Annotated in this window: 14 protein-coding genes; 6 read left to right on the top strand and 8 right to left on the bottom strand. The window is 72.8% G+C overall.

Going from position 1 to position 13,712, the window contains the following annotated elements:
* Positions 1–290: 290 nt before the first annotated feature.
* Both CLV43_RS22040 and CLV43_RS22035 read right to left on the bottom strand, forming a co-directional pair.
* A complete protein-coding gene (locus CLV43_RS22040) occupies positions 291–1,061 on the bottom strand; it encodes a putative protein N(5)-glutamine methyltransferase (protein ID WP_106189127.1) in 771 nt (256 codons plus the stop codon).
* Between the two features lie 176 nt (positions 1,062–1,237).
* Positions 1,238–2,689: an aminotransferase-like domain-containing protein gene (locus CLV43_RS22035; protein ID WP_106189126.1), complete on the bottom strand. Its 1,452-nt coding sequence runs from the start codon at positions 2,687–2,689 to the stop codon at positions 1,238–1,240.
* 61 nt (positions 2,690–2,750) lie between these two features.
* On the opposite strand from CLV43_RS22035, the gene CLV43_RS22030 reads away from it, so the two are divergent.
* Entirely contained in the window at positions 2,751–3,920 is a 1,170-nt protein-coding gene (locus CLV43_RS22030; protein ID WP_106189125.1) for a trans-sulfuration enzyme family protein, read from the top strand.
* A gap of 15 nt (positions 3,921–3,935) precedes the next feature.
* Here the strand turns inward: CLV43_RS22030 and CLV43_RS22025 are convergent, their stop codons facing one another.
* Positions 3,936–4,316 (bottom strand): anti-sigma factor antagonist, encoded by a 381-nt coding sequence (locus CLV43_RS22025; protein ID WP_106189124.1) that lies wholly within the window; start codon positions 4,314–4,316, stop codon positions 3,936–3,938.
* A gap of 117 nt (positions 4,317–4,433) precedes the next feature.
* Between CLV43_RS22025 and CLV43_RS22020 the strand changes: the two genes are divergently transcribed.
* The 3 genes from CLV43_RS22020 to CLV43_RS22010 are packed head-to-tail and all read left to right on the top strand — an operon-like array spanning position 4,434 to position 7,548.
* Positions 4,434–5,510 (top strand): transcriptional regulator, encoded by a 1,077-nt coding sequence (locus CLV43_RS22020; protein WP_106189123.1) that lies wholly within the window; start codon positions 4,434–4,436, stop codon positions 5,508–5,510.
* A gap of 42 nt (positions 5,511–5,552) precedes the next feature.
* Positions 5,553–6,125, top strand: coding sequence for a TetR/AcrR family transcriptional regulator (locus CLV43_RS22015; protein WP_106189122.1), 573 nt, complete (start codon positions 5,553–5,555; stop codon positions 6,123–6,125).
* Positions 6,109–7,548: a nitrilase-related carbon-nitrogen hydrolase gene (locus CLV43_RS22010; RefSeq protein WP_146174865.1), complete on the top strand. Its 1,440-nt coding sequence runs from the start codon at positions 6,109–6,111 to the stop codon at positions 7,546–7,548. Before CLV43_RS22015 ends, CLV43_RS22010 begins: the two co-directional genes overlap by 17 nt.
* Here the strand turns inward: CLV43_RS22010 and CLV43_RS22005 are convergent.
* The 3 genes from CLV43_RS22005 to CLV43_RS21995 form a co-directional block, all read right to left on the bottom strand.
* Positions 7,479–7,715 (bottom strand): hypothetical protein, encoded by a 237-nt coding sequence (locus CLV43_RS22005; RefSeq protein WP_146174864.1) that lies wholly within the window; start codon positions 7,713–7,715, stop codon positions 7,479–7,481. The two genes, CLV43_RS22010 and CLV43_RS22005, sit on opposite strands and share 70 nt — an antisense overlap.
* Before the next feature lie 112 nt (positions 7,716–7,827).
* Positions 7,828–9,006 (bottom strand): PucR family transcriptional regulator, encoded by a 1,179-nt coding sequence (locus CLV43_RS22000; protein ID WP_211304470.1) that lies wholly within the window; start codon positions 9,004–9,006, stop codon positions 7,828–7,830.
* A gap of 46 nt (positions 9,007–9,052) precedes the next feature.
* A complete protein-coding gene (locus CLV43_RS21995; RefSeq protein ID WP_106189118.1) occupies positions 9,053–9,409 on the bottom strand; it encodes an ArsR/SmtB family transcription factor in 357 nt (118 codons plus the stop codon).
* A gap of 41 nt (positions 9,410–9,450) precedes the next feature.
* Between CLV43_RS21995 and CLV43_RS21990 the strand changes: the two genes are divergently transcribed.
* The gene (locus CLV43_RS21990; protein WP_106189346.1) at positions 9,451–10,770 is read left to right on the top strand and encodes an MFS transporter; all 1,320 of its coding nucleotides are present in this window, start codon (positions 9,451–9,453) and stop codon (positions 10,768–10,770) included.
* Here the strand turns inward: CLV43_RS21990 and CLV43_RS21985 are convergent.
* Positions 10,767–11,198, bottom strand: a complete 432-nt coding sequence (locus CLV43_RS21985) for an RrF2 family transcriptional regulator (protein WP_106189117.1) — start codon at positions 11,196–11,198, stop codon at positions 10,767–10,769. The genes CLV43_RS21990 and CLV43_RS21985 overlap by 4 nt on opposite strands.
* Positions 11,199–11,340: 142 nt before the next feature.
* Here CLV43_RS21985 and CLV43_RS21980 point away from each other — a divergent pair, with 142 nt between their 5' ends.
* Positions 11,341–12,585 carry a globin domain-containing protein gene (locus CLV43_RS21980; RefSeq protein ID WP_106189116.1) on the top strand — a complete coding sequence of 415 codons (1,245 nt, stop codon included), beginning with the start codon at positions 11,341–11,343 and terminating at the stop codon, positions 12,583–12,585.
* On the opposite strand, the gene CLV43_RS21975 is transcribed toward CLV43_RS21980, so the two are convergent.
* Complete coding sequence (locus tag CLV43_RS21975; RefSeq protein ID WP_106189115.1) at positions 12,582–13,547, bottom strand: pectate lyase family protein; 966 nt, start codon at positions 13,545–13,547, stop codon at positions 12,582–12,584. The genes CLV43_RS21980 and CLV43_RS21975 overlap by 4 nt on opposite strands.
* Positions 13,548–13,712: the final 165 nt, after the last annotated feature.

Raw genomic sequence — 13,712 nt, 5'->3', positions numbered from 1 at the left:
TCGTCGCCCGCTCGATCATGACGTCAATGGTGCCGCACCTGCGCGCGGGAAAGCCATCGGGGGAGCTCCTGCTATCGCCGAACGGTTGCCGGTCGGGGACGAACGGGCTGAATGGCGGTTGGTGCCGTCGACCTGCGCTGATAGGAATAGTGGGTATAAGCGCAGGTCAGAATGGTTTCCTGGGGCATTCTGAAGTCGTGCGGATGCACGTGCATCTTCACCGTGCATGCTGTTGTGCAGAAGTGGGAGTCGAATGGCGGATCATCATTTCTCCCACTGCGTGGAATCGATCACACCGACTTGCTGCCGATCACGACCGTTGCGTCCAATTCGTCGGATGTGACGACGCACGGGACAAGTCCGGAACGGGCGAAGGCGGCGGCGGTGACCGGGGCCTGGCGCTTGCCCGCCTCGACCAGCAGATGACCACCGGGGGCGAGCCAGAGCGCGGCGTCGGCGGCCACGCGCCGGTGGACGTCCGTGCCGTCGGGCCCTCCGTCGAGCGCCACCAGCGGCTCGTGCTCGCGGGCCTCCGGCGGCATCGTGCCGATCGCGGCGGTGGGCACGTACGGCGCGTTGCACACCAGGAGGTCGACCCGGCCGCGCAGACCCGCGGGCAGCGCGGCGTACAGGTCACCCTCGTGCACGCGGTCGGCGGCGATGTTGCGGCGCGCGCACGCCACCGCGGCCGGGTCGACGTCGGCGGCGTGCAGGTCGATGTCGTCGACCAGCCGCGCCAGCACCGCGCCGACGGCACCGGAGCCGCAGCACAGGTCGACCACGACGGCACCCGACGGCGCCAGCGAGGCGGCTTGGCGGACCAGGAGTTCGGTGCGCTGACGGGGGACGAAGACGCCGGGGTCGACGGCCACGCGCAGGCCGCAGAACTCGGCCCAGCCGAGCACGTGCTCCAGCGGGAGTCCGCCGACGCGGCGGTCGACCATCGCGGCGAGCTCGGCGGGTGTCGTGGCCGCCTCGACGAGCAGCCGGGCCTCGTCCTCGGCGAAGACGCAGCCCGCGGCGCGCAGCACCGCGACGATCCGGGAATGGGGGAGTGCCATGGGGGTTCGCCTTCCGGGGATGCCGATGGGCGCTCTCCCGCTGTTACCGACCCGTGCGGCCGTGCGGCGGGAGCACCCGACCTGAACCAGCGGTCATCGGGTCCCACCTCCTCGGTCTGCTGCTGGGCAAGGGAAACGCTACCAGGCCGCAGCACGCGGGCCGACCGGTTAACCGGCTACACGACGATCGCGTGCACCGAGGCGGGCGCGGGGCCGCCGACGCGCTGGTAGGCCTCCCACGCGCGGGCCATCCGCCGGACCGCCTCGCCGATCTCCTCCGGTGGCGCGGTAAACGGGATCCGCAGCCGGTCGGTGCTCCCGCCCGCCGCGTCCAGCGCCGTGCCGGGCAGCACCGCCACGCCATAGCGCAACGCCACCTGGGCGAACCCCGACGCGTCACCCCGCGGCAGCCGCACCCACAGGCACTGGCCGCCGTCGGCGGGTCGGAAGTCCCACTGGGGCAACGACTCCGCCAGCTCCGCGCACAGGTGGTCGTGGCGCCGCCGCAGCTCCGCGCCCCGCCGCCGCGACACCTCGTCGAGCTCCGGCAGCAGCTCCACGGCGGCGAGCTGTTCCAGAGCGGCGCTGCCGAGGTCGTGGATCGCCTTGAGCCGCGCCAGCTGCGCGATGTCGCCCTCGGTCGCGCGCACCCAGCCGGTGCGCAGACCTCCCCACACCACCTTGGTGAACGAGCCGACGGTGATCGCCGGACCGTACGCGGCCAGCCCCGGCGGCTGCCCGCCGTCGAACGACAGCCCCGCCAGCACCTCGTCGTCGATCAGCGGAACCCCTTGCGCGGCGGCGACTTCCACCAGCCGCCGCCGGGTGAGCGCGGACGTCGTCCGGCCGGTCGGGTTGTGGTTGGTCGGGTTCAGGTAGGCCAGCCGGGGCCGGGTGGCGAACGCGGCCGTCCACGCGGCCACGTCGTCTCCGGGCACCGGTTCCAGTACGGCGGCGGCGTCGCGGAACAGCTCCAGCGCGCCGGGGTAGGTCGGACCCTGCACCAGGACGGTGTCACCCGGCCCGACGAACAGCCGGGTGAGCAGCGCCAGCGCCTGCTGGCCGCCGGTGGTCACCAGGATCTGCTCCGGCGTGGTCGGGACACCGCGCCGGGTGTAGTGCCCGGCCAGCGCGGAGCGCAGTTCCGGGTGCCCGGTCGGGTGGTAGCCGATGTCGCCGCTGTCCGGTCCCGGCAGCCGGTCGACCGCCCTCCGGTAGGCCCGCGCCAGCTCCGGCGGCGGACCGTGCGGCGCCGTGCACGCCAACGCGATCACGCCCTCGACCGGTTCGAGGTAGTTGACGAACATCGGGTTCGCCAACGGCACCGCGCCCGGCCGCGTCCCGGACAGCACCGCGGGCGCCACCCACGTGCCGCGGCCCTGGTGCCGCTCGAGCTTGTGCTCCTGGCGGAGCCGGTCGTAGGCGGCGACGACGGTCGTGCGGCCGACCGCCAGGCGCTCCGCGAGCACCCGGTCCGGCGGCAGCGCGGCCCTCGGCGGGAGCTGGCCGGAGTCGATGAGCTGGCGCAGGCGTTCGGCGAGCAGCAGGTACAGCGGTCCCCGGCTGACCGACCAGCGGCCGAGCTGCGCGACCAGCCGGTCGACCGGCCACGGGATTGGCTCCGTCATCAAACCAATTTAGCCGGAATTGGCGCTGTCCGGCCCGCGGTCCGCCCCGGAGGCTGGGGACATGCGCCCCTCCACCCGTGCCGTCCACGTCACCGCGTCCACGCCGCCGAACTCCCGCCCGGTCAGCGTCCCGATCTTCCAGACCTCGAACTTCGCCTTCGACGACCCCGACGCGCTCGCGGAGGCGTTGGAGTCGCCGGACAGCGGGTTCGTCTACACCCGCTACGGCAACCCGACGATCCGGGCGCTGGAGGAGCAGATGTCCCGGCTCGAAGGCGGGGTCGCGGCGGTGTGCACCGCGTCCGGCATGGGCGCGATCAGCGCGGTGCTGCTGTCGACGCTGCGCTCGGGCGACCACGTGATCGCGCAGAACTGCCTGTACGGCGGCACGTTCGCGATGCTGAACGACCTCGCGGCCAGGTTCGGCGTCGACGTCACCTACGTCGCGGGCGACGACCCGGCCGAGGTCGCCGCGGCGGTCCGGCCGACGACCCGGATGCTCTACCTGGAGACCATCGCGAACCCGGTGACCAGGGTCGTGGACCTGCCCGCGTTCCTCGCCGCCGGCCGCGAGGCCGGGCTGCTCACGGTGGTGGACAACACCTTCGCCACCCCGATGCTGTGCAGGCCGATCGAGTACGGCGCGGACGTCGTGCTGCACTCGGCCACCAAGTACCTCGGCGGGCACTCCGACGTGACCGGTGGTGTGCTCGTGTTCGCCGACGACGCCCGCTACCGCCAGGTGTGGCACCACGCCATGGAGCTCGGCGCCGCGCCCGACCCGTTCGCCGCCTGGCTCACGATCCGCGGCATCCAGACCCTGGCGCTGCGGATGCGCCGGCACTGCGCCAACGCGGCCGAGCTCGCCGGACGGCTCGCCGCGCACCCGGCCGTCGGGTCGGTGCGCTGGCCGGGGCACGCCGACCACCCCGACCGCGAGATCGCGCGCGGACACCTGTCGGACTTCGGCGGGGTGCTCGCGTTCGACCTCCTCGGCGGTCGGTCGGCCGGGCACGCGTTCACCAAGGGCGTGCGGCTGGTGAAGCTGGCCGCCTCGTTGGGCGGAGTCGAGACCACGGTGGTGCACCCGGCCAGCTCGACCCACCGCCAGCTCGACGCGGAGGGCCTGCTGGCGGCGGGGATCGGAGAGGGCACGGTGAGGCTGTCCGTCGGCATCGAGGACGTCGAGGACCTGTGGGAGGATCTGGTCGCGGCGCTACCCGCGGTGTGACCTCGCCGGTGCCCGCTAGCTCGCGACGCGGTCCAACGCGTCTTCCAGCGACTCGCTGCGGGGCATGAAGTCCTCGAGGTCCGACAGCGTCAGCACCTTGGCCACAGCGGGTGACGGGACCAGGTGCGGTCTACCACCCCGCCCCCTGGCGGTGAGCAGGCAGGCGAGCCCCGCCGACGCGAAGAAAGTCACCCCGGTCAGATCGACCACGAGCGGCTCCGAACCACCCGCCGCGTCCATGAGGCGGAACTCCAACTCAGGTGCGGTGTCGAGGTCCACCTCGCCCACGACCGTCACGACCGTGGCTCCGGCAACCCGCCGCACTCGGACGGAAAAATTCCCTTCTGTCGCACTCTGCACGAACCCCAGGGTAGTCACACGCCCCTTTCGACGCATGCCCTGACCGGGTGGCGCGATGTCACCCTCCGCGTGCGGTGCAGGGGCTTGACGTGCGGCGATCGGTCGGAAATGCAACACCGCAAAACGATTTCAGGGGGTACCTTCCGCTTCACCATGACCACACGAACGGAACAGTGGCTCCAGGCGCGCGCCCACCTCACCGCGCACCGCCACGCCCTCGCCGTGCGGGCCGCCGAGGCCTACCCGGAGATCACCAAGGTGGCCGCGACGCCGCTGCTGGCGGACCCGGCCTGGCTCCCGGCGCGGCCCGTGCCGCTGACCGACCTCCACCTCCGGTGGTGCCCCGACGCCCCGTTCGACGGCGTCGACGGCACCGCAGGCCCGGTCCTGCCACCGGGCGCTTCCACCTACTCGGCCGCCATGGCCGCCCACGCGTCACCCTCCGTGTTCGCCAACCGCTCCACCTACCGCCTGCTGGCCGTCGACCTCGCCGAGTCCCGGCTCGACTTCGGACCGGGCCACTACTTCGACGGCATCGACGTCGGCGAGGCCTGTGCCCACGAGTACGCCGCCCACGACCTGGGCCTGGCCGACGGCCACCCGCTCCGCGCCGCGGTGGGCGACCCGTGCGACCCCACCCGCCGTCCGGTCAACCTCGCCATCAGCACGCTCACGCTGCGCCTCGACCGCTCGACCGGTGCCGCGACCTTCTTCCTGCACTGGCGCGACCCGGCCAAGGTCGGTCACGCGGGCGGCCTCTACCAGGTGCTGCCCGTGGGCGTGTTCCAGGCGGCGGGCGACGAGCCGTGGAACACCGCGAACGACTTCTCCCTGTGGCGCAACACCGTCCGCGAGCTCGCCGAGGAGCTGCTGGGCGAGTCCGAGGACCACGGCGCCGACCGCGCGCCGATCGACTACGGGGCCTGGCCGTTCGCGGCCCGGCTGACCGCCGCGCTCGGGGACGGCGTGCGGGTGTCGTACCTGGGCATGGGCGTCGATCCGCTCACGTTCGCCACCGACATGCTCACCGTCGCCGTGTTCGACGCGCCGCTGTTCGACGAGCTGTTCACCGGGTTGGTCGCGCACAACGACGAGGGTCGCGTGCTGGAGGCGCTCCCGTTCACCGCGGCGCGGGTGCACCGGTTCGCGCACGACGAACCGACCCAGGCGGCGGGCGCGGCGCTGCTGGCGCTGGCCTGGGAACACCGGGAGTCGCTACTGGCTCCGTAGCCGGATGTATACGCCGTAAGCATTGACGTGTACGGTGTATACATGTCTTCTTCGACGGGCGATCGCATCGCTGCCATCGCGCACGACCTGCTGGTGTCCGAGGGGTCGGCCGCGGTCACGATGCGGCGGGTCGCGACGGCCGCGGGGCTGACCGCGATGGCCATCTACCGGCACTTCCCGAACCGCGAGAGCCTGCTGGACTCGGTGGCGGACACGAGCTTCGCCGCACTGGCCGCGCGGTGGGGCGAACGCGACTGGTCGACCGACTACCAGGCCCGGCTGGACGAGGCGCTCGACGCCTACCTGGACTTCGCCCTCGAGCAGCCGCACCTCTACGCGTTCCTGTTCACCGAACCGCGCGCCGGGGCCCGGCGGTTCCCGGAGGAGGCGAGCGCGTCACCGACGTTGGGCGTCCTGGCGGACGCGTTGACGGAGGGCATGCGGACCGGTGTGCTGCGGCAGGACGACGTGTGGGAGCTGGCCCTGGTCGTCTCGGCGACCCTGCACGGCCTCGTGCAGCTCCGGGCGGGCGGGCGGCTCGCGGTGCCGGACGACGACTTCCGGGCGCTGTGCCGGACCGCGCTGGGGAGGGTCCTCGATGGTGTCCGCGCGTAGCCGGGTGGTGCTGGCCGTCGTCGGGACGGCGGTCCTCCAGTACTTCGGCACCGGCCTGCGCCCGATCCCGTGGCTGACCTGGTTGGCACCGCTGCCGATCCTGCTGCTGGCACCGGCGGTGTCGGTGCGGACGGCCGCCGCGGCGGCGTTCGTCGCCCACCTGCTCGGCGGGGCGAACGTGTGGCACTACTACGCGTTCGACCTCGGACTGCCGCCGCCGCTGGTGCTGCTGACCCTGGTGCTGTTCCCGTCGCTGCTCACCGGGGCCGTGCTGCTGTTCCGCGCGGCACTGCTGCGCGGGCACGGACCGGTGGCCGCGGCGCTGTTCCCGGCCGCCGTCGCGGGCGCCGAGTACGTGGTCGGCTTGGCCACGCCCGCCGGTGCGAACTGGAGCCTGGCGCCGACCCAGTCCGACCTGCTCCCGGTGCTCCAGGTCGCGTCCCTCACCGGCGGGTGGGGCGTCAGCTTCCTCGTCGCGCTGGTGCCCGCGGTCGTCGCGGTCGTGGTGACCACCGGCCGGAGCGGGGCGGCGCTGGGCGGAGTCCTGGTGCTGGGCCTCGCGCTCGGGTACGGCTTCGTCCGACTGGCCACAGTGGACGGTGTGACCTCGCCCCGGATCACCCTGCTGTCCGCCCGCACCGACCAGGACGAGGTGCGGATGGACACCCCGGCCGGTCGGGACCTCGTGGCCGCGTACGTCGGCTGGCTCACCACGGCGCCGGACGACGGGACGAGGGTGGTCGTGTTGCCGGAGAAGGGTTTCCAGGCCGACGACACGACCCTGCCGACCCTGCTCGACCCCTTGTCCGCGGCGGCCCGCGCCAGGGGCGTCGACCTGGTCGTCGGCGTGAAGCTCCGGTCGGCGGGCGCTCTCCGCAACGTCGCCTTGTACCTGTCGGGACAGGGGGACGAACCGGTCGTCTACACCAAGAACCACCTGGTGCCCGGCTTGGAGGACGCGTTCACCGCGGGCACCGACCTCGCGTTCGCACCGGGCCGGATCGGGATCGCGGTCTGCGCCGACCTCGGCCACCCGGAGTTCGGCCGCGCCTACGGCCGGGCGAACGCGGGGCTGCTGGTGGTCCCGGCGCTGGACTTCACCGTCGACGCCTGGTCGCAGAGCCGCGTGCAGGTGCTGCGCGGCGTGGAAAGCGGCTTCTCGGTCGCCCGCGCGGCGCACCTGGGCTACCTGACGCTCAGCGACCCGACCGGCAGGGTGGTCGCGCAGGCGGCGACCGGGTCGGCCACGCCGTTCGTCGCGGTCTCCGGCACCCTGCCGATGCCGGAGGGCGGCACGGTCTACGCCCGGTGGGGCGACTGGTTCGCCTGGCTGTGCCTGCTGCTCGTCGTGGGCTACCCGACGTGGTGGAGGTCGCGGTCCGGACGGCGTTCGGCGATCTCCACGTCCGGCAGCCGCTCGTAGCGGTCGCGGTCCGAAGTGGACGGTGCCCGGCGCGGCGGGTCGGACAGCCGCAGCAGCGCGAGGTGGCGGATCGCGCAGGTGGCGACGAGCAGGACGATGACGATCAGGATCGGCACGGCCGACGGGTGCGGTACTCCCGGCGGCCAGTACCAGTGCAGGTGTCTCACGGGCCCCTCCCCAGCGTGTTCCCCAATCCTGGGGCAGCGCGCCGGGCGGGGGCAGTGCGTGGGCAGGCCGCTTGCGGTGCCCGTTGGTTGCCGGGCACCGGCAAGGTCGTGATCACGGCACGTCGTGCTCCGGCCAGTCGAGCAGCCGTGCCCCGAGCACCGCGACCTGCAGCGTGAAGGCCTGTTCGGGGTCGTCGGCGGAGTAGCCGGTGAGCGCCTTGATCCGGCTCAGCCGGTAGGTCACCGTGCGCACGCCGACCTGGAGCCTGCGCGCGGTGACGGTCGCGACCCGCCCGGTGGCGAAGTACGCCGCCAGCGTGTCCACCAGCGGCCGCGCCCCCGACCTGGCCGTCCGCAGCGGTTCCAGCACCACGCCGACGAGCTCGGCCAGCGCGGCGCTGTCGCGCAGGAGTACCTGGTACACCAGCAGGTCCTCGGCCTTGTGCAGGTGTCCGGGCAGGTCGAGCTTCGCCGCGATCCCCACCGCGTGCTTGGCCTGTTCGAACGACCGCACCGCGCCACCAGGTCCCGGCTGCGCCCGCCCGACGCCCGCCCGCCACCGGACGTCCGCGCCGACCGCGAGCGACACCTGCCGCACGTACTCGTCCGCGGCGTCGACGAGGGTCCCCGGCACCACGCACACGAGCAGGCTGTCCTTGGTCGTCACCAGCACGTCGCGCGACCCGAGCCGCAGGTGCAGCGACGCCTCCACTTGCCGGGCGACGGCACCTCCGTCCAGGAACGGTTCCGACGCGGTGACCACCGCGACGACGTGGCTCGCGGCCAACCGCAGCCCGAACCGCTCCGCCCGTTCGGCCAGCTGCCCGAGGTTGCGGCCGTCCAGCAGGTCGTCGACGAACTCCCGGCGCAGCGACTCCTCCTGCCGCACCCACCACCGCTGCGCCTGCTCGTACCCCTCGGCCAGCTCCACGACGGTCGCGTCCACCGCCCGGAACACCGCCTCGCCGATCTCCCGGAACGCCTCGGTCCCCGCCGCCCCCTCCACCCCCGGCAACGTCGGCCACGCGATCCACGTCGCGCTCAGGTACAGGTCGATCAGGTCTCGCAACGCCACGCCCTGCGCCGCCGCCCGCCCCCCGACCTCGTGCCGCAACCGCTTCTGGTCGTCCCCGATCCGGTGCCGGGTCACGCTGATCGCCGCCAACACCTCCAGGTACCCGTCCAACAGCGCCGGATCCACCCCACGCGCGTCCTTGCTCGCCCGCACGGCCAACTCCGCCAGGTCCGCCCCCGGCTCCCGCCCCGACCCCCGCCGCCTCATCCCTGCCATGCCCGGAGTCTTCCGCCTCCCGCGACCCCACGGGCCTCGAATCGGATCAGTCGTGGTCCGGAGTGCCGGTGAGGTGGTGGTCGACGGTCTGGATGGTCTCGGCGAGCATCGTGCGGACGTGGCCGCCCCTGGCGCGGTAGAGGGCGCGGCGGCCGTCGCGGCGGGTGGTGACGAGGCCGGCGAGGCGGAGTTTCGCGAGGTGTTGGGAGACGGCGGGGCGGGCGGTGCCGACCGCGGCGGCGAGCGCGGTGACGTCGTACTCGGCGCCGCAGAGCAGCCAGAGCACGCGAAGCCGGGTGCCGTCGGCGAGCATGCGGAACACGTCCACGGCCGACTCGACGTGCTCGCCAGGAGGTAGCTGCTGCCAGTCGGTGGTTGTTGCGACGTCGTCGCGTGCGTACATGAGCACATATAGTGCCACCCTTCGGACGGAAGGGGCGCGCGGTGCTGGTGGCGTTGCGGAACCGCACCTACCGACGGCTGTTCCTCGCGCAGGTGGTCGCGCTGACCGGGACCGGGCTGGCGACGGTGGCGCTCGGGCTGCTGGCCTACCGGCTGGCCGGGCCGGAGGCGGGGGTGGTGCTCGGGACCGCGCTGGCGGTGAAGATGGTGGCCTACGTGGTGGTCGCGCCGCTGGCGGGCGCGCTCGCGGGTCTGGTGCCGCGCAAGGCGATGCTGGTCGGGCTGGACCTGGTGCGGGCCGCGGTGGCGGTCGTGCTGCCGTGGGTCGGCGAGGTGTGGCAGGTGTACGTCCTGGTCTTCGTGCTGCAAGCCGCGTCCGCCGCGTTCACGCCGACGTTCCAGGCCACGATCCCGGACGTCCTGACCGACGAGCGCGACTACACCGCGGCCCTGACGCTCAGCAGGCTCGCCTACGACCTGGAGAGCCTGCTCAGCCCGCTGCTCGCCGCCGTGGTGCTGGCCGTCGTCGGCTTCGACCGGCTGTTCCTCGGCACGTCACTGGGTTTCCTCGCCTCCGCGGTGCTGGTCGTGTCGGTGCTGCTGCCGTCCCCGCGCACGACCCGCCGAGGGCGTGGCGCCGTGACCAGGGGGATCCGGATCTACCTGGCGACACCCCGCCTGCGCGGTCTGCTCGCGGTGCACCTGGCCGCAGCGGCGGCGGGGTCGGTGGTGTTCGTGAACACCGTCGGCTACGTCCGCGACGGGCTCGGGCTGACCGCGGTCGACGTGGCGGTCGCCCTGGGGGCCAACGGATGCGGCTCGCTGCTGGCCGCGCTCGCGCTGCCCGCGCTGCTCGACCGGCACGCCGACCGCGTGGTCGTGGTCCGCGCCGCGGCACTGCTCGCGGCCACGCTCGTCCTCGCCGTCCCGGTGGTCGCGGCGACGTCCGGGACCTGGCGGTGGCCCGTGCTGCTGGGGCTGTGGGCGGCGGTCGGCGCGGGCGGGGCGCTGGTGCTCACGCCGGGCGCGCGGCTGCTGAGGCGGTCGGCCGACGCGGCGGACCGGCCCGCGGTGTTCGCCGCGGACTTCGCCCTGTCGCACGCCTGCTGGCTGCTCTGCTACCCGCTGGCGGGCTGGGTCGGCGGCGCGTCGGCACTGGTCGTGCTGGCCGCGGTCACCGCGGGGGCGACCGTCGTGGCCGTCCGGCTGTGGCCTGCGCACGACCCCGAGGTCGTGGAGCACGAGCACGACGGCCTCGCCCCCGACCACGAGCACCTGTGCGACGCGGCACCGGTCGCGGGCCGCTGGCGGCACGCCCACCCGTACCGGATCGACGACTTCCACGCCCGCTGGCCCGGCTAGGGCGCAGGCGCCGTGAGCTGGTGCAGGAGCGGTCCGGTCGGCTTCTCCACGAGGCTGCGCAACGACACCGCGTCCAGCTCGGCGAGGAACGCCTCGTGCGCGCGGCGCAGTGCCCCGCGCAGCCTGCACGCGCCGCGCAACGGGCACGGCGGGTCCTCGCAGTCGATCACCTCGTGGTCGCCCTCGAAGTCGCGGACGAGCTGGCCGACCGACCACTCCAGCGCCTCGGGGGCGATCCGCAGACCGCCCGCCCGGCCGCGGACGGTCAGCAGCAGACCGCTGTGCGCCAGCCGCTGCACGATCTTGGCCAGGTGGTTGCGCGGCACGTCCAGCGCGGCCGACAGCTCGTCGACGGTGCTCTGCTCGTCCTGCACCGCGGTCAGCATCAGCACGCGCAGGGCGATGTCCGTTCCCCTGGTCAGCCGCATGGCGGGCAGCGTAGCAAACCGGTACGGCACAATCCCCTTTGTGACCGAGATCGCGATGATCTCCAGTCGGAGCGCCGGCTTTAAAGAGGTATCGCTGATACGTTTTTGACGCCAGACCCGGTCACCCCTGGAGGTCCCCCTGATGCTCGCCCCCGACTCGGTCCGCGTCGTCCGCGCCACCGCCGACACCGTCGTCGCGCACGGATCCCTGATCACCGGCCGGTTCTACGACCGGATGTTCGACGCCCACCCCGAGCTCCTCGACCTGTTCAACCGGGGCAACCAGGCCAACGGCGAGCAGCGGCAGGCGCTGGCCATGTCCGTCGCCGCGGTCGCGGGGCACTTCGCGGGGATGAAACCCGTGCCGCTCACCGCTATCGTCGGCCGGATCGCGCACAAGCACGCCTCGCTCGGCGTCACGCCGAGCCAGTACGTGGTGGTGGGCCGCCACCTCATGGCCGCCATCGGCGAGGTGCTCGGCGACGCCGCCACCGCCGAGGTGATCGCGGCGTGGGACGAGGTCTTCTGGCTGTTCGCCTGCCTGCTGGTCGCCGAGGAGTCGCGCCAGTACGAGCGCGCGGGCAGCACGTTCAGCCGCCCGTTCACGCCGCACACGGTGGTCGACGTGCACCGCGACACCGAGGACGTGACGTCGTTCCTGCTCGAACCCGACGAGGACCCCGCTCGCCCGCCCCTGCCGGGCCAGTACGTCGGCGTCGCCGTCGACCTGCCGGACCTCGGACGGCAGATCCGGCAGTACACGGTCAGCTCCGCGCCCGGCGAGAGTCCGCTGAGGATCACCGTCAAGCGCCACCGCGCGGACGGCGACCGCCCGGAGGGGATGGTCTCGACGCACCTGCACGAGCGGGTGCGCGTCGGCGACCGCCTCCAGGTCGGACCCGCGTTCGGCGACCTGGTTCTGCCGCGGGGCGACTCGCCGCTTCTCCTGGCCAGTGCCGGGGTGGGGACCACGCCGATCGTCGCCGCGCTCCGCCACCTGGTGGCCGTCGGGTCCACCCGGCCGGTCGCCGTCCTGCACGCCGACCGGTCGCCCGAGGCGCACCCGCTGCGCGCGGACCTGGTCGACGCCGTCGACCGGCTACCGGGTGCCTCGCTCGCGCTCTGGTACGAGACGAAGTCGTCGCGGAGGAAGGGGCTGCCGCTCGGCACCAAGGTCCACAAAGGACTGGTCGATCCCGACCTGATCCAGGTCGACCCCGAGGCGCACGCGCTGCTGTGCGGCCCGCTGCCGTTCATGCGGACGGTGCGGCGCGCGCTGCTCGACCGGGGCGTGCCCGCCGAGCGGATCCAGTACGAGGTCTTCGGGCCGGATGCCTGGCTCGGCTCCGAGGAGCCGAGCCAGGCATCGGGAGCCGGCCGGGCCTAGATCTTGCCGACGCCCGCGCCGCTGGTGACGCTCGACTTGACGCCACTGGCGGCGTCCAGGGTGTAGGAGTACGGGATGGTCTTCACGGAACCACCCGCGTCACCCGCGCCGGAGTTCACGAAGTAGTTGCTGCGGGCCACCAGGTTCGCGGCGGGCGAGCTGCCCTCGCCGCGGTGGAACGGGTCCTTGGTGTTCTCGAAGTAGTTGCCCTCGACGAGGACGCCCGCGTCCTTCGTGGAGGCGACGCCGTAGGACGTGACGCCGCCGTAGTAGTTGTTGTACACGTGCACGGGGTTGCCGAACCGGACCCGCGGGTGGCGCTGGTTGGTGCCGTTGAACCAGTTGTGGTGGTAGGTCACGCGCAGCTTGCCGGTGTCCTCGGAGCCGTTGCCGTCGTCGTGCCCGAGCAGCATCGTCTTGTCGTGGCTGGAGAACTTGTTCCACGACACCGTCACGTAGTCCGAGGCCCGCTTGACGTCGACCGCGCCGTCGTAGCCGTTGGCGAACGAGTTGTGGTCGATCCACACGCGGGTGGAGTACTGGACGTTGATGGCGTCGTCGTCCCAGTCGTGGAAGCTGATGTTGCGAATGATCACGTTCGAGGCGTTGGCGACGTTGAGGCCGCTGCCGGTGATCTGAGCGTTGGAGCCGACGCCGATGATCGTCTTGTTGGAGGCCACCTTGGTCATCGACGACAGGTTGATCGTGCCGGACACCCGGATCACGGAGGCGCTCGTCGACTTCGCCGCGTTGGTGAACGCCGTGGCGTCGGAGACGGTGACCGGTGAGGCGCTGCCGCCGCCGGTCGTGCCCCCGCCCTGGGTGGCCCAGCCCGCGAGGTCGAACGGGGCGGCGACCGCGGGTTGGGCGGCGACGGCGGTGCCCGCGACGACCATCGCGGCCAGCAGGGCGGCGCGCCAGGGGCGTCGGAGTCGTGGATTCCTGTCGATGGCGTTGAACATTCGGGTACCTCTTCTGGAATGCGGCTGTAGCCGCTTTCGGACAGGGCCGGCGGCAGTTGTCGGCAGGTCCAAAAACCGATTCTGACTCTGAGCGCCGATGTGGCGGCGGGTCTCAAATTATCGGCGAAATACCAGTGTAACAACGATATGTTCGGATGGTCAACG

The sequence above is a fragment of the Umezawaea tangerina genome (genome assembly GCF_003002815.1).
In the GTDB taxonomy this organism is placed as follows: domain Bacteria; phylum Actinomycetota; class Actinomycetes; order Mycobacteriales; family Pseudonocardiaceae; genus Umezawaea; species Umezawaea tangerina.
Note: the sequence above shows the minus strand (reverse complement) of the source record. Positions and strands in the feature narration are given on the sequence as shown.